Source organism: Wolbachia endosymbiont (group B) of Parapoynx stratiotata (genome assembly GCF_947250635.1).
In the GTDB taxonomy this organism is placed as follows: Bacteria; Pseudomonadota; Alphaproteobacteria; order Rickettsiales; family Anaplasmataceae; genus Wolbachia.
The window spans coordinates 833,516-859,242 of the sequence record NZ_OX366335.1 but is presented as its reverse complement, the minus strand read 5'-3'; the positions used below and the strand labels follow the sequence as shown (position 1 = coordinate 859,242).

Sequence of the window (25,727 nt, the reverse complement as noted above, 5' to 3'; positions counted from 1 at the left end):
CAGTTGTGTTAAAAGTCAATAGAAAAATACTAAAAATAAATTTTTACTTAGTGGACTATAAAGCCAAAGATGCTTTTAACACATTTTACGTAATTTAAGTTGTAGTATTTGATTTGAATTCTTTTAAGAAGTGTGGATGTGGATAAGTGCTTTCAGTCTGTGTAAGCGCACTTATCCACAACTACACTAATTTTCAATCTAAGCAGCTTTAGGGCTATATTCCTCAGTAAAAACCCTGCCATCTCTGATTAAAGAGTTAGCAAGGATAAGTAATTTTCTCATGGCAGCAGTAGAAGCAACTTTATATGGTTTTTTGTATTGATCGTATAGCCTATCAAAGAAGATTCTTATATAAGAATTGTACTTTTGTGCACTAAGAACACACATATGTAAAACTGTTCTAATCTGTGATCTACCACCTTGAATACATCTTTTTCCTTTACTAAAACCACTATCTCGATTAAAAGGTGCAACTCCAGAAAGGCTAGATATTTCTTTATGTCGGAGAGTTCCTAATTCTGGTAGATAACAGATCATAGTAATAGCTAAGATTCTACCTGCTCCTGGCATACTAGTTATTGATATGTATTTTTCTTTAAGCTCTTGACTTTGCTCAATCAATGTTATCATCTCGTCTTCTAAAACTTGAATTTGACTTTGCAAAATGGCAAGTAGTTCTTCCATTTGTTTGATTATGGATATATCAGTTACTTGATGAGCTTGAGTTTTTTGTATTTTTGCCATTTCCACTAATTGATTTCTGCGAGATAACTTTTGCTTCAAACTGTCAATATTACTAACCTTTAAAGGAGTAACACGCATATCTGTATTATTGATATAACGTGAGATGATGCTGCAGTCTATTTTATCAGTTTTAGTAGCGATACCAAGGCTTTTTGCATAATCTCTAACCCATCTAGGTTGAATAACATATACTTCGAAACCATGGCTTAGTAAAGTATAAGCACATAATTTTTCGTACCCACCAGTTGCTTCAAGTCCAACTTTGGTTACATTATGCAAACGTAAAAAGTCGAGTATTTGATCAATAGCTTGAACGTCATTTTCAAATACTTTATAATGTCCAAGTGGATGAATGTGGATATCTAGCTTATTTTTGCTAACATCAATGCCAGCAATGATATTTGATGAATTCATAATTCCTCCGTAAGAATAATATAATACTGCATTTTCCACCCTTATATACGAGCCTAAAAACTCAATCAGTTGTTCGGAACTATTCAGTATATAAACAGAGAAGAGAACCTTGCTCCAATACGGTCCCTTATGACCAAGATCTATGACGGTTCCTCTTCTCTATACATCTTTATATTACTACTTCTTAATACTTATAAAGACTTGTTTTTAACATATAAGATCTTTGGTGAAATTATCCAAGTCTTTTAAGCGAAACGTTTGAATATGCTCAGGTTTCCCTTCTTGTAAGTAACAAACAGTAAAACTATTGGTATGTAAATCGACTCCAATGTGACGCATATTTTTTCCTCCAATTGCATATTTCAATATATCAGAGTAGAATATTGCCGGTTGTTCCAAACTCCTATACGAGGTCATCACATTTTGTGAGCCTCACGATGATTTTCGGTGGCAGGGGCAGTTAATCTCCCCCACGAAGTCTTCTTTCTACTCCCTGGGCAGAAAGTGCTTCAGAAAAACATCCAACCTGCCACCTATCCACTCTGAGAAGTCATTATCTTCTCTTGCTTCCAACCAAGCAATACTTATTCATACCATCTCCCTATTTTTCCTCCAGTTCAAGTAAATAATTCTCGGCAATTTCTCTACTTGATATGTTTTTTTCAAATCATTCATGAAAACTTTTGCTCGATACATATTTCAGTGAATTTCTTATCTGATGTACTATACATTTCTGCTTTAGGAAATACACTGTTTATTGCTTTAGGAAAGCTTTTTAACACATACAATCAGGATATCTTCTACTCCTTTCTCTTTTAAGTCATTTAACATCCCTAGCCAAAAGTTAGCTCCCTCACTTTCTGCTATATAAAAGCCTAAAACTTCTTTTCTGCCATTTTGCTAATATGTTATACATACATTTGCTTACACAATGCCCGTCCTCCTTGACCTTAAAAAACCATGAACACTATTGGATATACAGATTGCAGCGGACGACTGCGCCATTCGTTGATTACCAGTAACAATTTGTCAGTAATACTTGATATCTCTGCTGCAGATATTTTATATTTCTTCTACATGCGATGCTATATCCCATGCCACTGGCATATGTACTTAAAACCTTTGCTTCAAGTTCGGTTGTTTGCCTTTTTCTGACTACTTGTGGCTCGAAACTTCCTTCTCTATCTCCTGGTGTCAATAGTTCAAATACTTGTCCGTAAAGTCTTTGAATTTCTTCGGTTGTTTTCTTCGCTTTCAGCCGACAAATGGTTTTCTATCTCGCCTTCCCTCTAGCAGTTTTTTTATAAATGGTGTTAATGCTCCATCTCTTTCCGTCAATGGTCTTCCTTCTCGTATAGATGATAAGATATTTGTTTCTAATTCTTTATAGTCTACCAAACCGGTAGTTCTGTTTGCTTGACTCATTGTCAAACCTCCATTTTTTTATCAATTTATTACTTTACTTCTCGGTTTGACACAGTTTATTTAACACTCCCGAGAAAGATTATGCTATTTTTTTAATGGAATTTCTTGAGTGGTAGATTATTTTTTACAGCTCTAGCTTAGGTAGCTGTCACTACCTGAAATGTAACAAATAAAATACCAATCTTAAATATTGCTATATTTCACGATAATTTCTCAACTTGACGCACATGCTTTTGGAACATTCTCATTTGTCAAATAGTTTCTGGCATGCTACACAATCTGTAATGCAGGTTTTAACTTACTTTTACGCAATATTGATCATTCTTGAAAAGCAATCTAACATTTTCTATTCCTTGATTACGAAGCTTTGATGCAGCTGATTTAGCTACTTGAGCGTTTACAAAAAATGCTACATATCCCTTACTTTCTGCATTGTTTTGTTTTGGGTGACGTTTCTGCATTTCTTTTTCATATTGCCTTTTGTAATGAGGAGTATTTTGTATCAATTGTTCTGACCTCTTTCTTAAGTACTCGACTTTTACCTTCGCAAGCCCAGACTTATGAAGTCCTAAAACTTGTGCTGCTTTTTCTGACAAGTCTATTATTCTACCTTCAACAAATGGCCCTCTATCATTAACTCTTATAACAAGCTTTCTTCCATTTTCTAAATTAGTAACACGAACAAAGCAGGGTAGGGGCAAGGTCTTATGTGCTGCAGAAATCAAGTGACGATTAAACACTTCACCGTTGGCTGTAATTGTGCCATGATCTTCTATTCCATACCACGATGCTATTCCTACTTCTTCGTAACAGCTACAGTATTTTGGGTGGTAGGTGATACCATTTATTGTATAGCTATTGCCAATTTTATAATGACCTGCAGTGTGATTACACCTATTGCTAAAACTACAACTACTCATCAAAACGAATATTAGACATAGAAAGGCTAGTTTTTTTATCATTGTACTTAGTGAAATGGTTCGATACCATGAGGATTTTAAATTATACTATAATAAATTTAGTAATAAGTAAACGTCTACTGCCAAATATGCACAGCACTAAAAAAGGTTCTGTCGCATCTATAAACCATAGGAAAGAAGATCATTAAAGGTGGGATTATAGGAGTTATGAAGCCATTAACATAGCAAAATTCTCAAAAGTAGAAACATTATTTTAATAATTTGTCTTTCTTGAATCATACGAATATTTTCTATGCCTGTGATGGTAATCTTTGCGGAATGGAAGCTTTTAAACCCAAGCATTGGCTTTATTAGTTTTTTGATAAATCTATCAACAATATTATTTAGATATTTTATTTGAAGAACTGTAATCTTCAGAAATTTCTGCATTCAAATCATCAAGAGCAGCAGTATTACTGCCGCTTTTATCAATTACAATTTTCTCAGGAAGATAGTTACTCCTGAAGGCTTTACGAAAGAATGCAAGTGCTGCAGACTTGTCTCTACTAACACACAAGTCTACAGTATATAAATAAACCCATTTACCGTTTAATTTAATGTAAGTCTCTCCAACTACTACCAACCTGCTTCTTTCTTTTCCTTACTGCCTCATCTATCAGTGGTGATAACCCACCTTTGTAACGTAGCATTTTGCTCCCCTTATACTCATCATTTCTTCCAAATCTCGATAGCTCAAAGAGAATCGACATTTCATGTATACAGATAACATCCTCTGAAAAGCTAAATCCTTTGAAATATGGCAACAATTTTTGATTGATACGAAACATCTTTGCTTTTTTTTTAGACAATTATATCATTCTTCTTTCTACTTCCCTACAAATGCGACAGAACCGAAAATATTCGTATGATTCAAAAAAGACAAATTATTAAAATAATGTTTCTACTTTTGAGAATTTTGCTATGTTAATGGCTTCATAACTCCTATAATCCCACCTTTAATGATCTTCTTTCCTATGGTTTATAGATGTGACAGAACCGTTGGTAAACATGAAAGCGCTTTACAACATTTTTTATGTGAAAGCCAATGTCAGCTACTCAAATGATACCATTTGTTATAAACTCACTTTTACTCTATGGTCTTGTCGATATCCTGAACAGATACAATATTTTTTATTTATAAAATGAAGTAACTACTTATCGTAAAGTTGATCTATAGATATAATACTACCATTTGATGACTTTTCAGCACATTTCTCACTTTCATATTCTTTATCAGAATCAACGCTAAATACTAAAGTATCTCCTGAAATTTTATCATGAAACTCACTAATAGCAAAAAACGGTACAGTGACTTGTTCTTGTTTTCCACGAAAGCTCAAACTGACGCTAAACTTATCTTCAAGAATTTTTAGACCAAAAAATTGATGCTGTAATATAATAAGCATTTGAGTAGGGTATGATTCTTTCAAGTAGTCTGGCATGACAACACCATTAAAGCGCGTAGAAAATACTATTTCTAAGTGAGGAGTAAAAACATTATCTAATATAGTATTCAAAGCCTTTTTGATAACTTGAAATTTAGCATAACTAAGCGACTTCTGATAATCTGTTTTATCCATATAACCCTTACATGTTTGGGGGAACTTCTGTTACCCGGCGTTCCCTAAACCGTGCTTATAGCAATGAAGTTATAGTGCCTAAATTAAGCAGCTAATGCAACATTGTCTTCAGCAGCAAAGTTATCGTTTGCATCTAAATTGTGAACTCTTAGCGGTGGTATCTAACCGAGCAAAGCTACCATCTTTACTATGCATGTCGATCCTTACTCGCCCCCATATCAATCAAAAAATATGGTGGAGGCGCCGAGTACTGCCCTCGGGTCCAATACACCTATTACAAGGTAATTTTATTGCCATAGTGTATAAAAAATACACATGCTTATTATACAGTAGTATTGAATAAATGTCAAGTTATTGAACTCCAAATTGATTGGCAACTAAAAAACTAATATAAAAATTACTTCGCCTATTTATCTAATCTTAGTATACTCACAGTAGAGGTATTTTTAGAGCTCAAAATCTATCTTCGTCTGCAGACTTTTCTATCAAATAATCAAACTCAGTAAAAATGTAGCGTATCTTCTTCAGCGCACATGGGTGCACACATATGCTTAATCTCTGTCGTATGTGCGTTACATTTTTTCTGTTCTTTATTAATAAATATGGGGGATTCTATGCCTAATTCTTAACAAAAAACTACTCAAATGCTTTTGTAGCTATTGAATTTCTGAGTTCAAGAAAGCAAGAGACAGTGTGAGAAATGGCACAAGCCGAAAAAAAGATAAGTTGTGGAACAAAAAATGCAGACAACTGTGGAAAATTACCCACTGGAATCCAGACTTTGATTGTCAAATAAAAAATTCACATCTTAAAAGGATCATATACATTAATTTCCTTAATTTTCACTTTTTCATTTAATAATCTTAAGATGGGCTGTAAATCATCGTCGATTGATAAGCACAGTACTTCTCTATCAAGATAATTGGCTAAATGATTCTTCTTCTCAAGAATTTCTGTTTCTTCCAATAAGTCACATTTATTTAACACTACAATTTCCTCTTTTTCAACAAGATCGCTATTGTAAAGCTTCAGTTCATTATGCGTACAATTATAAGCTGAGATAACGTCATCGCGCGTTACATCAATTAAATGCAGTAAAATTTTGCACCTTTCTATGTGCTTTAAAAATTTGTGTCCGAGCCCAACTCCAAGATGAGCATCAGCGATTATTCCAGGAATATCTGCTATTACAATTTCGCTATAATCCACTTTTGCTACACCTAAATGTGGTCTTATAGTAGTAAATTCATAATCGCCTACTTTCGTATCAGAATTCGAGCAGCGGGTTAAAAATTTAGATTTACCTACATTTGGCATACCAATAATGCCAACATCAGATAAAACTTTTAGCTTCAATATTATATTTCTTTCTTCACCGGGCTGACCATGGGTAAAATGTCTTGGTGCCCTATTAGTAGCAGATTTAAAGTTAGTATTTCCAAGCCCACCTTTTCCACCTTTCACTACTTGAAATTCCATGTCAGGTTTATCAAGATCTACTATTATTTCCTCACTTTCTTCATCGATTATTTGTGTACCAACTGGAACTTTAAGTATAATATCTTTTCCTGCCGTGCCAGATCTATCTCTACTCGTACCACTTTTTCCACTACTTGCTTTAATATGTCTTCGACAACGAAAATTAAGCAAAGTGTTGAGATTTGCATCACTGATGAAAATTATGTCTCCTCCCCTGCCCCCATTACCACCGTTTGGGCCACCAAATTCAACGAATTTTTCTCGACGAAAACTCGCGCAGCCATCGCCACCATCACCTGCTTTTAAATATAATTTAACTTCGTCTATGAAGTCCATGATAACCCACAATAATATTTAGCATTTTCTCCTAATGAACTTTCTATTCTCATTAATTCATTATACTTTGCAAGCCTATCAGAACGCGACAGCGAGCCAGTCTTGATTTGTCCACAATTCGATGCAACCGCTATGTGGGATATCGTTGTGTCTTCTGTTTCACCTGAGCGATGCGAAATAATAGCCCTATAGCCATTTGATTTTGCCATTTCAATAGCAGCAAAAGTTTCCGTAAGTGTTCCTATCTGGTTTGGCTTGATTAGTACAGCATTTGCCATTTTCTCCTCTATTCCTTTACTTATTAGTTCACAATTTGTAACAAATAAATCATCTCCAACCAATTGAACTTTATTCCCAAGTTTTACAGTAAGTAATTTCCAACCTTCATAGTCGTCTTCATTCATTGCATCTTCTATAGAAATTATTGGATATTTGCCTACAAGGTCAAAATAATACTGAACCAATTCCTCTGAAGTGAGTTCTCTGTTTTCAAATTTATAAACTCCATCTTCATAAAAAGTAGATGCAGCAACATCAAGACCCAGTGCAAAGTGGTTTTTCATCGAATAACCGGCAGATTCAACAGCCTGAATTATCAAATTAAGAGCTTCTTCAGTGCTTCCAATGTTTGGTGCAAAACCACCTTCATCTCCTACGTTTGTGCTATAACCTTTTTTCTTAAGAATGCTGCGCAAGTTATGAAATACCTCTGCAGATATTCTGATTGCTTCACTGAAAGTTTCAGCACCAACCGGAAGAATCATAAATTCTTGAAAATCTAGTTTATTATCTGCATGTACTCCACCATTAATGACGTTAATTAGCGGAACTGGCATCTGCTCTTCCCCTACTCCCAAATACTTATATAACGGCATTTTAAAGCTGTTTGCTGCTGCTTTTGCAACAGCAAGAGACACACCCAAAGTTGCATTTGCTCCAAGTTTAGATTTATTTTTTGTTCCATCTAGTTCAATTAAAACTTTATCAATTGCACTCTGGTTTGCTGCATCCATGCCAATGATTTTATTTGCTATCACTCCACTCACAGATTGAACAGCTTTCAGCACTCCTTTACCACAATACCTTTTTTCATCTTGATCTCTCAGCTCCAATGCTTCTAGTTTACCGGTCGAAGCCCCAGAGGGGACAGCGGCTCTACCTGTTGCTCCATCACATAGTTCTATTTCTACCTCAATTGTTGGGTAACCCCTGCTATCTAAAATTTCTCTTGCAAATACACTGCTGATCGTCTTTTTCATCATGCTAAACCTCCACTAGATTCACAATTGTGTTCACGTTCGGGAAATGTCACCCCAGCGCTGTAACATTTCAGTGTACGAACATTGCAACCTACAGATAAACAGATAATTTGAGTAGCAGATGGTGTCATTCCAGTGCTTGACACTGGAATCCAGTTTTTATTATACAGCCACTTATTTAAAGTTAAGTTTTCTGGATCCCAGTGTCTGGGCACTGGGATGACACCATTCTTAATGGAAGCTATCCCCATATCGCAATGTCTGTACAGTTGTTTGCCTAGACACTGGGATCCAGTTTTACTACACAATTTTATCATATAAATCACCAATGCTTAAGTTTATTTTACTAGCAGCAGCTTTGCAGTTTCTTTCGCTAGTTTAGCTATATTACTACCAGCACCAATAAATAATACTACATCTCCTGAACTTGTCGAATTACTAATAAAATGTGAAATGAGTAAAGCATCATTCATAATCTTCACATCATTAAACCCATTACTGATCAAGGTTTTTTGTATATCATCAATTCCACAGCCAGGAATAGGCTTATCTTCTGGAGGATGGACAGGAGTGAGAATTACATAATCAAACATCATGAAAATTCGTACGAACTCATCAAAAAAATTACGAATACGAGCAAAACGAAGCGGCTCGATAATTCCTGTTACCTTTCCTTTAGTGGTCAAACGTGCTGCTGACAGGGTTGCCTGTATTTCATTTGGATGATGAGCATAGTCCTCAATTAACTTAACACCTTTAATATCGGCAATTAAAGAAAATCTCCTTGCTACTCCTTTAAATTCCAAAAGACCTTTTTTAATCTCTTCATCACTAATTCCAAGTTTCACTGCAACTGATATTGCAGCCAGGGCATTGCTAACTTTATGCATTCCTATTGCATTTGATAGCACTACATTCTTTATAATTCTGGTACAAGGTTGAATATCTTCTTTTTGTCTTTCGAGAGCGAGTTCTTTTAATCGAAACACCATATGTACATTATCATCATCAATTTCAATACGCTGAACTAACTTTCTAATTATATTAAATTTAGTCTCCCAATCTACCTCTGATAAATCACACTTTTCCTTCGTTATACGCCCTCTTAACATCTTCACTTCTTCCCATACTACCCCTTCTAGTATATCTGCGCGTATTGATTTGCTGTTACATTCACCAAAACGTTTTCCAGGACAACGATAGTAACTTCTTCCTCCCTTAGCATTACTCATTCCATAATAAACGGATTTGCAACACTGACATATCACTAACCCTTGTAATAAGTATTTTCTTCCACTTTGTTGCATTTTTTCTATTTGTAGCTTTTCTTTTTCCACACTGTATCTCTACGACTTATATATATATTTTGCCTATAGTAAAATACGCACATAATGAGCCAAATCAAGGAAAGTGCAAACCAAGTAATTGCGTATTCAAGATGCTTTATTGGCTGTATAGTCAATTTGCCACCAAAATTATCTTGCCACAATATACATTTCTCTAGCTTAATACCTAGTTCATTGGAGATCTCTTCTGTACTTAGGGTAAACCATGTATTTGAAGCAATATCATTTTTGATAAACCAATTTTTGCTACCATCACAATACAAAACGCCATCAGCAGCTACTTTTTCAATTTTTGCTTTTTCTTCTTTTTTTTCTCTGACTATTCCTTTATTTATTAACATATAATGTCCATTGATAAGCAACATAGGAGACAGCACATGATAGCCACGTTGACCTGCGAAAACATATAGTTCTATATCACTTAAAATTCCGTCGATTCTAACGTTTCTGTAGTTAAACTTTGAAAGATTATCACTAGGCAGTAGATGAATAACTGGAAGATCCATATTTTTGATAATATTGTTCTTCCAATTTAACCTAAATAATTGCCATAACCCGAGTGAAAAAAGAAGTAAAAAAGGTATAATGAAAATAAATAATGTTTTTCTTAACACTCTATATTTGTGTTCTCAAGTAATTTTCGATACCTACAAGTTCAATAAGGTCGATCTGTCCTTTAATCCAATGTAAGTGCTCTTCCTCATTTTTCATTAGCTCTTCTAATAACATTACACTAACGCAATCCTTTTCTTTTTCAGCAACAGAAATTGCCTCTCTGATGCCCTTTATACCTCCTTCTTCCAACTTAAAATTATCTTCTAAGATTTTCTGTATTGTATCTTTTGTGAACTTTCCTTCATACTTTGAGATTTGATTTGTATCTTGAAAATTTGGCACGCCCTTAAGCAGTAAAATTCTTTCTGCTAGCCTATTTGCATGCTCAAGTTCTTCATTAAGCTCGTTTTTCATCTTTTCTGCAAGTTTATTGATTCCGCTATCTTTAAGAATCGCAAAATGCAAAAGATACTGGCGTACAGAAGTCAGCTCATTTGTAAGTAATTTATTTAAATGTTCTACTATTTCTTTATTCATAACCTTTCTTTAGCTAATATACCAATGTAATCTACATAACAATCAAGGCAACATCAATTCATTTTTCTCACAACAATCGTATCAAATAGCACATCATGAAATGCCTGTTTCCTCTGAGAGAAGCAAGCAACTAAATACCAACTGAAGGTAAGCATCACTATAATCACTTCTAGTGTACTTAAAGCATTTACTGATGTTTGAAAAAGTTTGATAAAGGTGATAATTGAATTATTTAGCATAGGAAGAAAAAACTGAGAGATAGTGCGATCAAATGCTAAGCTCAAACCTATTTTAGAACTATCTAAAGTGATAGTATATATATTCATTAACTGTTGACCAGGAGTTGCTTGAGCTGTTGAAGATATAAAATATGTAAAGTAGCCACAATTTATACACATGTATGAAAGGTGTAAAATTAATGGAAAATCCCCTAATGACAACACAATTAGTAAGGTTGGAATTAATAAAATTGCTACATCTATTAAATATGCGCAAAAGCGCCTGTGTACACTAGCGATCTCTGTCATTACCACCTATCTTTCAAATACTTTACTATGAATTCTGTAAGTTTATTAAAATGTTGAAAATATAACAAATCTTCATAACCTCTTATTGATTGTCCGTATACAATAGGTAAGCAATTTGCATTTTGTGCACATAGAATATCTGTGATGCTGTCACCAACAAAAAACACATTTTCTCTATTTACAGGTAGCGTACTCTCCTCTAGTGCAAATAGCAGTGGAGTTGCAGATGGTTTATCTTCTGCAGTATCACATGATCCAACTATTCTTTCAAAGTAAGAATCTAGTTTAAAGTAGGCAACTTCTTGACGTAAATTAGTATTTTTCTTATTGCTAACTATCGCTAGGTAAATATTGTGGCTTTTCAGTGTCTGCAGCATTTTCTCTACTCCTTCATTCAGAGTAATATTTTGTAACAATGCATTATCTAGGTATTTTTGATATATCTGATTCGCTTTTTTCCACTGATCACCAAACAAATTGACCATGTAGCTCTTTCTTGATTCATGAGAATTTCTATCAACAACTTTACTGCCAGATCCCATCAAATCTAAAGTATGCTTAATGGCATTAGAAATATTATCTTGAGTATCAACTAAGGTATTATCCCAATCGAATACTACCGCTAATCGGCTATTTTTCATTTTTATATTGTGACGTATTTTAAACTAATAAGTAAATAATATTTTGATGATAAAGCTTCTATGTTAATCATTTTTACATAGTAACCTAATACACTGGTTATATTATATGCTTTCAGGTAGTAGGTATGGCACAGTTTAAAGACACACCAAGTGTTGAAAAGAAATTCAAAGACGTTTTTAAACGTTCTCCAGGTGCTTTTCCGGAAGGCACATCGCTAGAAGAGAAGGTTGATCATATAGCAAAAGGAACAAAGGCTCTGAATGCTGCAAGAAATCAAGAACTCGAAGGCAAGATGAAGAATGTTGCTGAATTAAATAAAGAGCTTCAAAGACGACAAAGGCAAGAAAATGAGGAAATACGTAAACTCACAAGATCAACACAAGAGCTAAGAAAGGAATTTGGTATAAATAAAAGTAGTAGACCAGACAGCAATGATAAATCATTGCAGGAAACTAAGCAAATTTCTAAACAAAAAGACATAGGAGTTCAAGCTTCAATGACTACAAAGAGTAGTGAAGAGCTTAAGCAACCAGATAACAATGATAAACCATTACGGGAAATTAATCAGATTTCTAAGCAGAAAGGCATGGGAGTGCAAAACTCAAAGAGTAGCAGAGAACTTAAGCAAGATGATACACCACAACCGCAAGAAAATCAGAAAGAAGAAGGCTTGCTTAGTCTCTTGGGGCGCTTTTTGAAAAAAATATTAGAAAAACTTTTTGGTGAGGATGAAAAGAATGTGGAAAATGCTCGTGATACAAAAGAAGCTGCTCAAAAAAGTATATCAAATAACGGAATTCAGCAACATAGTATGAGTCAAAGCTCTTTCATAAATATAAATGGAAAAGAGTTCAATTTAGAACCAGGAAAAGCATTTAATTATCAAGATAAAGCTCTCAATATTAAGATTACATACAATAGTTCTGAGCAAGATACAACTTTTCCGAATGTTACTAATGCGATTAACTTAAATATTGATGGTAAGGAAAATAATGTCCAACCCGGCGAGTCTTTCAATTATAAAGGACCTGGCTTAGAAATTAGCGTGATGAATGGCAATCAACAAAGTAAAAACTTCGACAAAATTTTAAGTCAAGATCAAAGTATAAGAGAAGGTTTAAAGCAAGCAACAAAGCTTGATGATCCATCGGTAACGCCTGTCAATACTCCTGAAGTAGAAAAAACAAACACAGGTCGCGGAAGATAATGCACATAGCCTGTATAATAGACTTGCGTCACATAAGTTTATTATACAGGAGATTTTACTAACTTCTAGCTCTAGAATGAGGGTTGATTAATACGCCTGTAATAAAGAATTCAGCTTCTAATTTTCATAGCATGGACATATCTAGGTGACAATTAAACTACCGTCATCAGTATCATTCCAATATTGATAACTTTTTCTTGCATCTTGCCAATCTTTTTGGCTAACCTGAGAAACTTGTGGCCAGTTAATCTCGCCATTAGCATTAGATACTCTTTCCTTCTTTAATATAGCAGCCTGTGAATAATGATTAGAGTCACCTTACAACAAGAAAAAATTTAAAAATCCATAATCATAAATCATAAGTGTCCGCATAAAGAGTTGCTCATTCTATGTTAATCATTTTTACATAATTAACTAATATACTTATTTTGGTATAAGATTTTACGTAACAGGTATGACACAGCTTCAAGACACACCAAATATTGACAAGCAACCAGATAATAATGTTAAACCATTGCAGAAAACTAAGCAAGTGTCTAAGCAGAAAGGCATGGGCGCTCAAGACGGTTCTGTCGCATTTGTAGGGAAGTAGAAAGAAGAATGATATAATTGTCTAAAAAAAAAGCAAAGATGTTTCGTATCAATCAAAAATTGTTGCCATATTTCAAAGGATTTAGCTTTTCAGAGGATGTTATCTGTATACATGAAATGTCGATTCTCTTTGAGCTATCGAGATTTGGAAGAAATGATGAGTATAAGGGGAGCAAAATGCTACGTTACAAAGGTGGGTTATCACCACTGATAGATGAGGCAGTAAGGAAAAGAAAGAAGCAGGTTGGTAGTAGTTGGAGAGACTTACATTAAATTAAACGGTAAATGGGTTTATTTATATACTGTAGACTTGTGTGTTAGTAGAGACAAGTCTGCAGCACTTGCATTCTTTCGTAAAGCCTTCAGGAGTAACTATCTTCCTGAGAAAATTGTAATTGATAAAAGCGGCAGTAATACTGCTGCTCTTGATGATTTGAATGCAGAAATTTCTGAAGATTACAGTTCTTCAAATAAAATATCTAAATAATATTGTTGATAGATTTATCAAAAAACTAATAAAGCCAATGCTTGGGTTTAAAAGCTTCCATTCCGCAAAGATTACCATCACAGGCATAGAAAATATTCGTATGATTCAAGAAAGACAAATTATTAAAATAATGTTTCTACTTTTGAGAATTTTGCTATGTTAATGGCTTCATAACTCCTATAATCCCACCTTTAATGATCTTCTTTCCTATGGTTTATAGATGCGACAGAACCTTTTTTTTGACTCTGTTGAATTAAAAAGGCTAACTACAGAACGGCCAACTCAGTCTAGTCTTGTAACGGCTTACTAAGGATTCTTTAAATATCGATCCTCAAAAAAATCGGCGTAGGTTTAGGCAGTGTAATGCCTAAGCTTACACATGCGTTGCACAGAGATTTTAAATCACGTTGTTCTTTTGGAATTTGCAACTGATCGAGTATCATTTTTGCTGACTTTGGAGCAATTGGCTGCAGCAAAATGCCAATCATTCTAATGTATTCAAGTAATTTGTAGATTACTAAATCCATGCGCTCTCTATCGGTTTTACTGAGTGTCCAGGGTGCACTTTTATCTATGTAAGCATTGGCCTTGGAAGAGATATTGATAATCAGGAGTATAATCTGGTTAAATTCATACTTTGATAGATGATCCATTACTTGATCAATTATGGCTTTGCAATTTGGTAAACTCTCATCATCTTTAAGCAAATTGCGATCGACCACTGGTACAACTCCAAAGCATTGCTTGTGCAGAAATGAAATTGTTCTTTGCACTAAATTGCCTATATTGTTTGCCAGCTCTGAGTTTATGCGGCTGATCATGTTCTTCTTACTGAAATTACCATCTTGACCGAAACTTGCTTCCCGAAGGAGAAAATAGCGTAGTTGATCAACACCAAACTCTTCTGCAAGATCAATTGGATCTATAACGTTACCAAGGGATTTGGATATTTTTTCCCCCTCGTTTAGCCACCAACCATGAACTGCAATTTGCTTTGGCAGTGGTAAATCTGCTGCAAGAAGAATAGCTGGCCAGTATATAGCGTGAAAACGCAATATGTCTTTACCGATCACATGAACGTTGAAGGAGTTTGTCCAAAACTTCTTATATTCCTCATCTTCTATATTAGGAAAGCCTATTGATGTGAGATAGTTAGTGAGCGCATCTATCCAAACATAAATTACGTGCTTGTCATTCCCTGGTACTTTTATTCCCCAATTAAAACTAGTACGAGAAATCGAAAGGTCAGTAAGTCCTGATTTTACAAACGATACCACCTCGTTTTTTCTGCTCTCAGGAAAGATGAAATTCGGCTGATTTTCGTATAACTCTAGTAATTTATTTTGCCAACTTGACAAACGAAAAAAGTAGCTCTCTTCTTTTATCCACTGAACTTCAGCACCTGTTGGTGCTCTGCCATCTATCAACTCTGATTCCTGATAAAACGCTTCATCACGAACTGAATACCAACCTGAGTAAGAATCCAGATATATTTGCCCTCTCTCTTCAAGCCTATTCCATAGAGCTATAACTGCTTTTTCATGACGTTCTTCTGTGGTGCGAATAAAATCATCATAATCAAAGTTCATTAGCTCAGCCAATTTTCTGAACGTAACACTTATTTCATCTGTAAATTCTTTTGGCTCTATTCCCTTTACCTTAGCCGCTTTTTCAATTTTCTGTCCATGTTCATCTGTACCAGTGGTAAATTTGACGTTCTTTCCAGCTAATTTCATAAATCTAGCTGTAACATCACAGATAAGGGAAGTATATGCGTGGCCGATATGTGGCTTGTCGTTTACGTAATATATTGGCGTAGTGATGTAAAAGCTCTCAAATTGCTCCATCTTGTAGTGCTTAAAGCTTTATCGTATCTGCACTAGTAATAAAAATCAATATATATCCTATCGTACAAGCAATCTGAAAAGCCATTATATGCAGAGGTATAATGGCTGGTTCTGTCGCATCTATAAACCATAGGAAAGAAGATCATTAAAGGTGGGATTATAGGAGTTATGAAGCCATTAACATAGCAAAATTCTCAAAAGTAGAAACATTATTTTAATAATTTGTCTTTCTTGAATCATACGAATATTTTCTATGCCTGTGATGGTAATCTTTGCGGAATGGAAGCTTTTAAACCCAAGCATTGGCTTTATTAGTTTTTTGATAAATCTATCAACAATATTATTTAGATATTTTATTTGAAGAACTGTAATCTTCAGAAATTTCTGCATTCAAATCATCAAGAGCAGCAGTATTACTGCCGCTTTTATCAATTACAATTTTCTCAGGAAGATAGTTACTCCTGAAGGCTTTACGAAAGAATGCAAGTGCTGCAGACTTGTCTCTACTAACACACAAGTCTACAGTATATAAATAAACCCATTTACCGTTTAATTTAATGTAAGTCTCTCCAACTACTACCAACCTGCTTCTTTCTTTTCCTTACTGCCTCATCTATCAGTGGTGATAACCCACCTTTGTAACGTAGCATTTTGCTCCCCTTATACTCATCATTTCTTCCAAATCTCGATAGCTCAAAGAGAATCGACATTTCATGTATACAGATAACATCCTCTGAAAAGCTAAATCCTTTGAAATATGGCAACAATTTTTGATTGATACGAAACATCTTTGCTTTTTTTTTAGACAATTATATCATTCTTCTTTCTACTTCCCTACAAATGCGACAGAACCCTTTGACGTACTCAAAAAAAGAGAATAAAAGGTACCGATATTACGTATGCAACAATCACTTAAGGGGAAAGAATTGTGAATCAATAAACCGAACAATAGTAGCAGGAGAAGTGGAAAAAGAAATAATGAAGAAAGCGGAGCAGCTATATGAAAAATGGAGAGAAAAAGCAGAAGAGTGGAAAAATTTAAGTTTTGGAAAACAGAAAGAAGTAGTGAAAAAGTTAATAAGAACAGTATTGGTGAGAGAGGATGGAATAGAGGTGAGTTCTGAATCAGAGGAAAAATTTATACCAATAAAAAAGAAAGGAAACAAATGTGTAGTAATAGAACCAGAAGGAAAAACAAATAATGCATTGCTAAAAGCAGTGGTAAGAGCCTACCTGTGGAAACGGGAACTAGAAGAAGGAAAATACGAAAGTGTGAAAGAGCTGAGTGCCAAAATTAATATAGGTACAAGACGTATACACCAAATTTTAAGATTAAATTATTTAGCACCAAAAATGGGAACGTTCAAAAAAGTGTGTCAAACCGAAAAAAAAGTAATAAATTGATATAAAAAATGGAGGTTTGATATGGGTCAAGCAAATAGAACTACTGGTTTGGTAGATTATAAAGAATTAGAAACAAATATCCTGTCATCTATACGAGAAGGAAGACCATTGACAGGAAGAGATGGAGCATTAACACCGTTTATAAAAAGGTTGCTAGAGGCAAGTCTGGAAGGTGAAATAGAAAGCCACATGTCAGCTAAAAGTGAAGAAAATAACCGAAGAAATGGAAGGAATGCAAAAACTTTACGTACAAGTTCAGGCTCATTTGAACTATTAACACCAAGAGACAGAGAAGGAAGCTTTGAACCGCAAATAGTCAAAAAAAGGCAAACAAGCCTACATCCAGAACTTGAAGCAAAGGTCTTAAGCACATATGCCAGTGGCATGGGATACAGAGATATAGCTTCACATGTTGAGGAAATATATGACCACAAAATATCAGCAGCAGAGATATCCAGTATTACTGATAAACTGCTACCAGTAATCAATGAATGGCGCAGCCGCCCACTGCAATCAGTGTATCCAATAGTGTTTATGGATGGCATGTTCTTTAAGGTCAAGGAGGACGGACATTGTATAAGTAAATGCATGTATAATATATTGGGCATAAATCAAAATGGCAGAAAAGAAGTATTAGGTTTTTATTTGGCTGAAAGTGAAGGAGCTAACTTCTGGTTGGGAGTTCTAAATGACCTAAAAGAGCGAGGAGTAGAAGATATTCTAATTGCCTGCATTGATGGGCTAAAAAGCTTTCCTGCGGCTATAAATAGTGTGTTTCCTAAGGCAGAAGTACAGCTATGTATAGTGCATCAGATAAGGAATTCACTGAAATATGTATCTAGCAAAGATGTAAAAGTTTTCATGAATGATTTGAAAAAAATATATCGTGCTTCAAGTAAAGAGATCGCTGAGAATTATCTGCTTGAGCTGGAAGAAAAATGGGGAGAGAAGTATCCTTTAGTTATAAAATCCTGGCAGAACAATTGGGAAAACTTATCCAGTTATTTTAAGTATTCTGGGCAAGTTAGGAAGCTGATTTACACCACCAATCCAATTGAGGGGTTGCATAGACAAATCAGGAAATTTACTAAAACTAAGGGTTCATTTACTAGTACAAATGCCTTGTACAAACAGGTATATTGTGCTATAAAAAAGGTAGAGCAAAAGTGGATTATGGCTCTCCCTAATTGGGCTTTAACTATGTCTCAACTTGATATTTTCTTTCCAGATAGATTGAAAATTGAGTTGAACTAAAAATGCGGCTTGACACACTTTTTTGAACGTTCCCTTATACATGCATTTACTTATACAATGTCCGTCCTCCTTGACCTTAAAGAACATGCCATCCATAAACACTATTGGATACACTGATTGCAGTGGGCGGCTGCGCCATTCATTGATTACTGGTAGCAGTTTATCAGTAATACTGGATATCTCTGCTGCTGATATTTTGTGGTCATATATTTCCTCAACATGTGAAGCTATATCTCTGTATCCCATGCCACTGGCATATGTGCTTAAGACCTTTGCTTCAAGTTCTGGATGTAGGCTTGTTTGCCTTTTTTTGACTATTTGCGGTTCAAAGCTTCCTTCTCTGTCTCTTGGTGTTAATAGTTCAAATGAGCCTGAACTTGTACGTAAAGTTTTTGCATTCCTTCCATTTCTTCGGTTATTTTCTTCACTTTTAGCTGACATGTGGCTTTCTATTTCACCTTCCAGACTTGCCTCTAGCAACCTTTTTATAAACGGTGTTAATGCTCCATCTCTTCCTGTCAATGGTCTTCCTTCTCGTATAGATGACAGGATATTTGTTTCTAATTCTTTATAATCTACCAAACCAGTAGTTCTATTTGCTTGACCCATATCAAACCTCCATTTTTTATATCAATTTATTACTTTTTTTTCGGTTTGACACACTTTTTTGAACGTTCCCAACGTACGTAATGAATTTGATAATGAAGAGAATTTAAAAAAGCTATATCCAGAATATGCACATATTTTAATTAATAAGGCTGATGAAGTAAAAAAAGAAATTTTCCTGCACAATAATAAACCATTGGTGGATTTTCTATCAACACATTATAGATATGATTTTCAAAAGGCGAAATTCTTTGGCATGGAGAGATTTTTTGAGGTGCACAAAAATGACTTTAAAGAAGAAAGAGTAGGAGTCCGAAATAATACACTATTTTACTTTGTAGACTTTAATGTTGAAAAGAGGTACGCTCCTAAACTAAAATTACAGGCGTTTGTAGAGACAATTGGAAACGAGGGTGTAAACAGCAATCTTCATCACCCACACACTGAACAAACTCAAGGAGCTAGTCAGTCTCTTAATTAAAGAGGGATACATGGAGACCTGCTGCAAAAACAAAAAGAGGTGTTTCTCACTTGTATAAAGTATTTTTAAACGTGATTTTTTAATATCATAATTACTATGAAAACTGGGGCTTTCCTTTTGCAGCAGTTCTTGAGTTCCAGCAACAGACCAATCCATCCCAAAACGAACTCTTCTCTCACTAGCCAGTTTTAGTTGTTGGGAATGGTTGTTTTATTTAAATTTTTAGTAATATATACTATTAAGTCAGTATTAATTCGTTAAGAACTTTCATTAAAGATTATCAAAAAAACTTCTAAATAGGGATTGACAAGTTTTAGAGATGGAGTATTTTATGAAAAGTATATTGAGCTATTAATTTTTTATGTATAATAAATATGATAGTGAAAATATTTTTCTTTATATTATGAGGTAGCTGTTTTATTCAGGAAAAGATTTTTTTCTTACTTTGAAATTGAGTGGTTTTTATCGAAGGTTAAATGATTAATGAATTATTTGCTGCTGTACGTAGTGGAGATGCTAATCAAGTTGCGGATCTTATCAATAAAGGGGATGATGTTAATGCTAGGGACAATAGAGGCAATACTCCTCTACATTTAGCTGTTCTTGCAGATAAATTACAGGTAGTAGAAAAGCTTATAGAGAGAGGAGCTGATATTAATGCTAAGAATAATCATGGCGCTACTCCTCTGCACTGGGCTGCTCTTAATCAGAATGTCAGTATAGTAGAAAAGCTTATAGAGAAAGGGGCTAATGTTAATGAGAAGAATAAATATGACAATGTCCCTCTGCACTATGCTGCTTTTTTTAATGGTTGCTTAGGTACAGCAGAAAAGCTTATAGAGAGAGGAGCCAATGTTAATGCTAAGAACAATGATGGCGCTACTCCTCTGCACTGGGCTGCTCTTCATGATAATTTACAAGTAGCTGGTCTTTTTATAAATAAGCGTGCTAATGTTAACGCTAAAGATGAGAATGGTTGGACACCTTTGCATACTGCAGCTGCTCGTGGCAATTTGGGTGTAGTTAAGCTCATTCTTGATAAAAGTGATTATGTTGATGCTAGAGGAGCTTTAGCCGTAGCAAATACGCTTAATGAAGAAAACAGCTTAGAAATACGAAACCTTCTAGAAGAAAGAATAAGAAGAAATGAAGAAATCACCCAACATCTTAACTTGCAAGAAGAAAGCAGCTCCCTATCAACACGTGTCCATAATCGCCTCAGTATTGCACAAGAAGATGAAAATTCGTTGCAAAATGATAAGATAGGTCCTGATAAAATAGGAGTTACAAGCGGAACAAGTAAGCCATCTTCATTTATCAATATTTTTGCTTACACTACGGTAGATACTATTAAAGGTATTTTTCAGTTTGTTTCTTCTCCTTTTAAGGCAGCTATAAGTATGGAACCTTCTCAAGCTATTACAGTTCAAGGTATTGATAACAACGGTATACTTCTTTTATTAGATGTATTTATAAGGAAAATCACAGGTCAGAATTATATTTCCACAGTAGTTCAGTCTATATCACCATTAGAAGCACAGGGCTATGCATTAAATATTATAGAGGAATTTGAGAAAGTAGTAGAGCAAGCTGCATTAAAAATTGGGATATCAATGCATCGGTTAAATATTGATTGTGTAGAAATGCAGAAAGAGGTTACTGCAAAAATCACGGGTGGTAAGTTTAATGACATTTCAGGAATTTTAAACTCATATGTAGAGCAAGCATGCCACGATAGAGAAACAGGTAAGTTAAGTCCAAAGAAGTTTAACAAATTTATGGTTGTATTTAATAAGGAACTAGATTTAATAGTAAATCAATCAATAGAGCAGATATTACACAATAGAGATAGTACATTAGAAGTTGAAGAACAGCAAATAAACTTAGAGCCTCAAAGTTATTTAAGTAATACTTCTGTTCAAGGTCATTTAATTCAGGATAGAGGTTTAATAAATTAAGGTAAGGCTTAATTCCTTAGCTTTTTGATTTCATCTAGTAAAAGGTCGGTAATTTGATCTTATAACATCAATGGGCACACCAGCCTTTGTTTTGTATGCATTCAAGCAATGTGTGACTATTACGCCACCTAAAAAAATAATCATACACTGTCTTCCATAGAGGAAAATCTTTTGCTCTACTGGCAAATACCTTTCATTATGTATTGTATAACATTAATAATTGCTTATTTTGTGCTTTCTTGGCCACACCTTGTGCAACTCTTGGCTCAAGAAATTTCCATTCTTTGTCACTTACATCACCTGGATATATTTTTTACTGATCCTATCATATTATCTTCCTGATTTCCTTTCAAGATATGTTCTAAAAAGTAGAATCCATTCAGCAGGGTGACAAAATAAGATAGAAAAGACAGCCATAGAAATAAATGGTGTCATTTCAATATGATGCTTTCTCTGTCATCCCAGTACTTGACACTGGAATGACAACATTTTTGCTTCGATATTTACACATTAGCCATGCATCTGAACGGATACAAAAGTAGAATTTAGAATTCTATCTAAAAGGATACCAAAAAAGAGCAGGAGTCCTATCTGGGAATTATTTTTAAATATGGACATGCATTGATTAGAATCGTTTGGATTGAAATTTTTGTGTTGGTGGTGAAATATGAATCCTATGGCAAGTAAAGCAATATAAAAGATGTTATTTAATGATGATAGTATACCAGCGTACAACCATGCCATTAAGGATATTAAATAAAATCTTTTCAACCAAGATTTTGTTGTATTGCCAAAATATAATGCAGTAGATTTCATTCCTAATTTCTCATCATCTTTTTTATCTTGATGAGCGTATATAGTATCATAACTAAGCGTCCAAAAGACGCATCCTATATAAAATAGCAAGGATTCTATGCTAATCTGGTTTGTTATTGCTGCTGAACCCATGAGTGATCCCATGTTGAAAGTAAACCCTAAAAACAATTGTGGCCACCAAACGTAACGCTTTAGCAAGGGATAGATAACTATCATGCACATTGAAATTATTCCAAGTATAAGAGTAGTTTTATTGGTTAATAATAAGATTACCAGGGCAATAGACAGTAACAGTGAAAGTAAAGCCAAAGCCTGCTTTATGTTTAATGCACCACTTGCAAGTGGCCTATATTTTGTTCGTTCAACATGTGCATCTATTTCTCTATCGAAGATATCATTGATTATGCACCCTGCGGGTCTCATTAAAAATGCACCTATAGTAAACAAAACAAGGAGAAAAAGAGCCTGATACGATAGAGAAGTTGAGGCTAAAAGAATGCCGCTTAAGCTAGAAAATAGCACAAGCCATAAACCTGTTAAACTGTGTATTCTCATTAATGAGAAATAATGGTTGAAATACATTAATTAAGTGTGATTATGTAATATTTTGCTTACATTGACAAAATTATCGAATGCTAAATCAGGCTTAAAAACTAACTCAGGTATAAATCGCAAATCAACATAACACAATATAGATTTACGTATTGACCATGCAGATTGGTTCATTTCATTAACAACAGTGCTGATATCATCATTATCATTTTGGATGTTCAATGAAGATAACACAATATATACATCTGCTTTCTTCAAATCTTTGCTTAGCTTTACATCAGATACTACTACTTTTTCATTAAGCACATTACTTTCCATTAAGACTTTTGATATTGCCCTATGTAATACCGATGCTACTTTTAGGTTTCTAATTTCCTTTTTCATATTCAACTACTATAACGTCCTTTCTTCTTGCACTAATTGATAAGCTTCCAAAATGTCTCCAACTTTAATATCGATATTACCCTCTAGCGATATTCCGCATTCAAAATTTACACCCACTTCTTTAACATCATCTTTAAATCTACGTAGTGCTTTTAACTTTCCTTCATGCACCAATTTGCTGCCACGTACTACCTTAATTAAAGAATCTTTTTTTATAACTCCATCAGTGACATAACATCCGATTATATTACCGGCTTTGGATGCATTAAATATTTGCCTTACAGATGCAGAACCAACACGAACCTCTCGTGTAACAGGCTTTAACATTTTAGTTAGATACATCCTCATGTCTTCAATAAGCTCATATATTATATTGTAAGTATGTATTTCTATACCTTTTTGTTTTGCTAATTCTCTTATTTTTGAATCCACTTTTACATTAAAAGCTAAAATTACTGCGCTTGATGCTTCTGCAAGCAGCACATCTGAATCTGTTACTCCTCCTACTGCTTTGTGTAGAATATTTAATTTCACTTGCTCTTTACCAAGCTTATCAATTGAGCTTGATATTGCTTCAATAGAACCAGTGACATCGCACTTTAAAACTACAGATAGTTCTTCTGTTTCACTATCATTACGACTGAATATATCTAAATTACTGTCGTCTAAATCTTCTTGCTTTTTCTTGATTAATTCTAACCTGTATTCAACAATTTCACGAGCCTGCCTTTCAGAGTTTACAACAACAAATTTATCTCCAGCATTTGGTACACCATTTAAACCAGTAACTTCAACTGGAGTAGAAGGTAGTGACGCTTTTTCTCTTTGACCAAGGTGATTAATCATACTGCGTACTTTGCTGTATGTTGTACCAACTATCAATATGTCACCAATCTTTAATGTCCCTTCTTCAACTATTAATGTAGCTGATATTCCTTTAGCTTTATCTATTTTGGACTCTATTACCCATCCAAGTGCTCGACAATCCTCTATTCCTTCTAGCGTCATTAATTCAGCAATTAATAAAATTGCCTCTTCTAGTTTATCTAAGTTGATTTTCTTTTTTGCTGATACTGGCACAATTATAACATCACCACCAAGTTCTTCGGGGATGAGGTCATACTGAGGCAAACTATTAATTATTCTTTCTACATCGCCAGGTTGTGATTTATCAATTTTATTAATGGCAACTATAATAGAGACATTTGCTGCTTTTGCATGGTTTATTGCTTCAACTGTTTGTTTCATGATTCCATCATCAGCTGCAACTACTATCACAACTATATTAGTAATATTGGCACCACGTGCACGCATTGCAGTAAACGCCTCATGCCCTGGTGTATCAATGAAAGTAATTTTTTGCTTATTTTTTGTCGTTAATTGATAAGCACCTATATGTTGAGTGATGCCACCTGACTCTTTTTCTGCAACATTGGATTCACGAAATGCATCAAGCAATGATGTTTTACCATGATCCACATGTCCCATAAAAGTAACGATAGGTGGTTTTGGTCTTTTAGGTAAGTTTTCTCTGTTGCTTATGAAGAGTAAATTCTTTTCTTTATCAGCATCACTTACTCGTTTAGCCGTATGATTAAATTTTTTTGCTATTTCGCATGCTATATCTGGATCTACTAGATCATCTACTCTATAGCTCTCCCCAACTTCTTCTTTGAGCATTTTTAGCACACTCTTGCTATCTTCTGCCATACGAATAGATAACTCCCTGATAGTTATTTTGTCTGGTATAATAACTTCTCTTGCTATATTTTTACCCTTAGTAAACTTTGATTGTTTACTTCTTATACCAAATTTTTGCTTAAATACAGGGAGGTGTTCATTTCTTTCATCTATTGCCTGTGTAATTACTAGCTTAGAATGCTTAGAGTATATATCTTTGCTAGCTTTAAAAGACTTTTTATCATTGTTCTCATATTCAATACTATCTTCTTTTTGTTCAACTGAGTTAGTATTACTTAAAACTTCCTTATTTATTTCTTTAGGTACAGAGTGTGATTCATTTTTATCTTCAGCTTCTTGATTGCTTTCTTCTTTTTTTATTTTCTCTTCTTGTTCTCTCTGATTCCTTTCTTTCAGCAAAGTAGCATTCTGTACAGCATTAATGCGGGAAATTTGTTCTTTTTCAGTTAAAGAGCCTAATTTACTCTCGTCAAATAAACTATATTCTTCTGCAGAATGAATTTTTCTTCTTTTTTTTACTATTGTAGTACCAGTACTTTGACTATCTAAAGAGTTTAAATTAATGTCTAATTTAAGCTTGCTTAAGCCTTGTAGGGTTAATTTTTTATTACTGATATCTTCATTATTCATATTGTT

Annotated in this window: 19 protein-coding genes, 1 other RNA gene and 8 pseudogenes; 7 read left to right on the top strand and 21 right to left on the bottom strand. The window is 34.3% G+C overall.

Annotated elements, in window-relative coordinates:
• Positions 1-198 precede the first annotated feature (198 nt).
• From OOT12_RS03870 to OOT12_RS03800, 15 genes and pseudogenes are all read right to left on the bottom strand, one after another.
• Entirely contained in the window at positions 199-1,158 is a 960-nt protein-coding gene (locus tag OOT12_RS03870) for an IS110 family RNA-guided transposase (protein ID WP_264688607.1), read from the bottom strand.
• A gap of 216 nt (positions 1,159-1,374) precedes the next feature.
• Positions 1,375-1,497, bottom strand: a pseudogene (locus OOT12_RS03865) (IS110 family transposase); the annotation flags it as partial.
• A 265-nt stretch (positions 1,498-1,762) separates the two neighbouring features.
• Positions 1,763-2,583 (bottom strand): annotated as a pseudogene (locus tag OOT12_RS03860) (IS256 family transposase); the annotation flags it as partial.
• 293 nt (positions 2,584-2,876) lie between these two features.
• On the bottom strand, positions 2,877-3,545 hold the full coding sequence (locus tag OOT12_RS03855) for a septal ring lytic transglycosylase RlpA family protein (protein ID WP_012481726.1): 669 nt from the start codon (positions 3,543-3,545) through the stop codon (positions 2,877-2,879).
• Between the two features lie 163 nt (positions 3,546-3,708).
• A pseudogene (locus OOT12_RS03850) lies at positions 3,709-4,330 on the bottom strand (IS6 family transposase).
• A 363-nt stretch (positions 4,331-4,693) separates the two neighbouring features.
• Positions 4,694-5,122, bottom strand: a complete 429-nt coding sequence (locus OOT12_RS03845; RefSeq protein WP_264375380.1) for a ClpXP protease specificity-enhancing factor SspB — start codon at positions 5,120-5,122, stop codon at positions 4,694-4,696.
• 16 nt (positions 5,123-5,138) lie between these two features.
• Positions 5,139-5,476, bottom strand: a transfer-messenger RNA (tmRNA) gene (gene ssrA, locus OOT12_RS03840).
• A gap of 447 nt (positions 5,477-5,923) precedes the next feature.
• Positions 5,924-6,937, bottom strand: a complete 1,014-nt coding sequence (cgtA, locus tag OOT12_RS03835; protein ID WP_264375381.1) for an Obg family GTPase CgtA — start codon at positions 6,935-6,937, stop codon at positions 5,924-5,926.
• On the bottom strand, positions 6,925-8,199 hold the full coding sequence (gene eno, locus OOT12_RS03830; RefSeq protein ID WP_264375382.1) for a phosphopyruvate hydratase: 1,275 nt from the start codon (positions 8,197-8,199) through the stop codon (positions 6,925-6,927). Before eno ends, cgtA begins: the two co-directional genes overlap by 13 nt.
• Positions 8,200-8,265: 66 nt before the next feature.
• A pseudogene (locus tag OOT12_RS07460) lies at positions 8,266-8,414 on the bottom strand (WPE palindromic element domain-containing protein); the annotation flags it as partial.
• A gap of 120 nt (positions 8,415-8,534) precedes the next feature.
• A complete protein-coding gene (locus tag OOT12_RS03820) occupies positions 8,535-9,533 on the bottom strand; it encodes a recombinase zinc beta ribbon domain-containing protein (RefSeq protein ID WP_264375384.1) in 999 nt (332 codons plus the stop codon).
• Positions 9,509-10,156 carry an SURF1 family protein gene (locus OOT12_RS03815; protein ID WP_264685168.1) on the bottom strand — a complete coding sequence of 216 codons (648 nt, stop codon included), beginning with the start codon at positions 10,154-10,156 and terminating at the stop codon, positions 9,509-9,511. The genes OOT12_RS03820 and OOT12_RS03815 overlap by 25 nt, the downstream gene beginning before the upstream one ends.
• A 1-nt stretch (position 10,157) precedes the next feature.
• The gene (gene bfr, locus OOT12_RS03810) at positions 10,158-10,634 is read right to left on the bottom strand and encodes a bacterioferritin (RefSeq protein ID WP_264375386.1); all 477 of its coding nucleotides are present in this window, start codon (positions 10,632-10,634) and stop codon (positions 10,158-10,160) included.
• Between the two features lie 53 nt (positions 10,635-10,687).
• The gene (locus tag OOT12_RS03805) at positions 10,688-11,161 is read right to left on the bottom strand and encodes an RDD family protein (protein ID WP_064085312.1); all 474 of its coding nucleotides are present in this window, start codon (positions 11,159-11,161) and stop codon (positions 10,688-10,690) included.
• Complete coding sequence (locus OOT12_RS03800) at positions 11,161-11,802, bottom strand: HAD family hydrolase (RefSeq protein WP_010401658.1); 642 nt, start codon at positions 11,800-11,802, stop codon at positions 11,161-11,163. Before OOT12_RS03800 ends, OOT12_RS03805 begins: the two co-directional genes overlap by 1 nt.
• Before the next feature lie 125 nt (positions 11,803-11,927).
• Between OOT12_RS03800 and OOT12_RS03795 the strand changes: the two genes are divergently transcribed.
• The 3 genes and pseudogenes from OOT12_RS03795 (at position 11,928) to OOT12_RS03785 (ending at position 14,262) form a co-directional block, all read left to right on the top strand.
• The gene (locus tag OOT12_RS03795; RefSeq protein ID WP_264375387.1) at positions 11,928-13,010 is read left to right on the top strand and encodes a hypothetical protein; all 1,083 of its coding nucleotides are present in this window, start codon (positions 11,928-11,930) and stop codon (positions 13,008-13,010) included.
• Positions 13,011-13,464: 454 nt separating this feature from the next.
• Complete coding sequence (locus OOT12_RS03790; protein ID WP_264375388.1) at positions 13,465-13,602, top strand: hypothetical protein; 138 nt, start codon at positions 13,465-13,467, stop codon at positions 13,600-13,602.
• A 38-nt stretch (positions 13,603-13,640) separates the two neighbouring features.
• A pseudogene (locus OOT12_RS03785) lies at positions 13,641-14,262 on the top strand (IS6 family transposase).
• A 143-nt stretch (positions 14,263-14,405) separates the two neighbouring features.
• On the opposite strand, the gene metG reads toward OOT12_RS03785, so the two are convergent.
• A complete protein-coding gene (gene metG / locus OOT12_RS03780; RefSeq protein WP_264375389.1) occupies positions 14,406-15,935 on the bottom strand; it encodes a methionine--tRNA ligase in 1,530 nt (509 codons plus the stop codon).
• 166 nt (positions 15,936-16,101) lie between these two features.
• Positions 16,102-16,723: pseudogene (locus OOT12_RS03775) on the bottom strand (IS6 family transposase).
• Positions 16,724-16,790: 67 nt separating this feature from the next.
• Between OOT12_RS03775 and OOT12_RS03770 the strand changes: the two are divergent.
• Together OOT12_RS03770 and OOT12_RS03765 are read left to right on the top strand one after the other, a co-directional pair.
• Positions 16,791-17,291: pseudogene (locus OOT12_RS03770) on the top strand (recombinase zinc ribbon domain-containing protein); the annotation flags it as partial.
• A 69-nt stretch (positions 17,292-17,360) separates the two neighbouring features.
• Positions 17,361-18,593: an IS256 family transposase gene (locus OOT12_RS03765; protein WP_096097236.1), complete on the top strand. Its 1,233-nt coding sequence runs from the start codon at positions 17,361-17,363 to the stop codon at positions 18,591-18,593.
• A gap of 36 nt (positions 18,594-18,629) precedes the next feature.
• On the opposite strand, the pseudogene OOT12_RS03760 reads toward OOT12_RS03765, so the two are convergent.
• A pseudogene (locus OOT12_RS03760) lies at positions 18,630-19,202 on the bottom strand (transposase); the annotation flags it as partial.
• Positions 19,203-19,260: 58 nt separating this feature from the next.
• On the opposite strand from OOT12_RS03760, the gene OOT12_RS03755 reads away from it, so the two are divergent.
• Both OOT12_RS03755 and OOT12_RS03750 read left to right on the top strand, forming a co-directional pair.
• Positions 19,261-19,680, top strand: coding sequence for a hypothetical protein (locus tag OOT12_RS03755; RefSeq protein ID WP_264685167.1), 420 nt, complete (start codon positions 19,261-19,263; stop codon positions 19,678-19,680).
• Positions 19,681-20,156: 476 nt separating this feature from the next.
• On the top strand, positions 20,157-21,638 hold the full coding sequence (locus OOT12_RS03750) for an ankyrin repeat domain-containing protein (protein ID WP_264685166.1): 1,482 nt from the start codon (positions 20,157-20,159) through the stop codon (positions 21,636-21,638).
• A gap of 510 nt (positions 21,639-22,148) precedes the next feature.
• On the opposite strand, the gene ubiA is transcribed toward OOT12_RS03750, so the two are convergent.
• The 3 genes from ubiA to infB are packed head-to-tail and all read right to left on the bottom strand — an operon-like array spanning position 22,149 to position 25,721.
• A complete protein-coding gene (ubiA, locus tag OOT12_RS03745; RefSeq protein WP_264685165.1) occupies positions 22,149-23,036 on the bottom strand; it encodes a 4-hydroxybenzoate octaprenyltransferase in 888 nt (295 codons plus the stop codon).
• Positions 23,037-23,039: 3 nt separating this feature from the next.
• Positions 23,040-23,390, bottom strand: coding sequence for a ribosome-binding factor A (locus tag OOT12_RS03740; protein ID WP_264374680.1), 351 nt, complete (start codon positions 23,388-23,390; stop codon positions 23,040-23,042).
• 9 nt (positions 23,391-23,399) lie between these two features.
• Positions 23,400-25,721, bottom strand: coding sequence for a translation initiation factor IF-2 (gene infB, locus OOT12_RS03735; protein WP_264374681.1), 2,322 nt, complete (start codon positions 25,719-25,721; stop codon positions 23,400-23,402).
• Positions 25,722-25,727 lie beyond the last annotated feature (6 nt).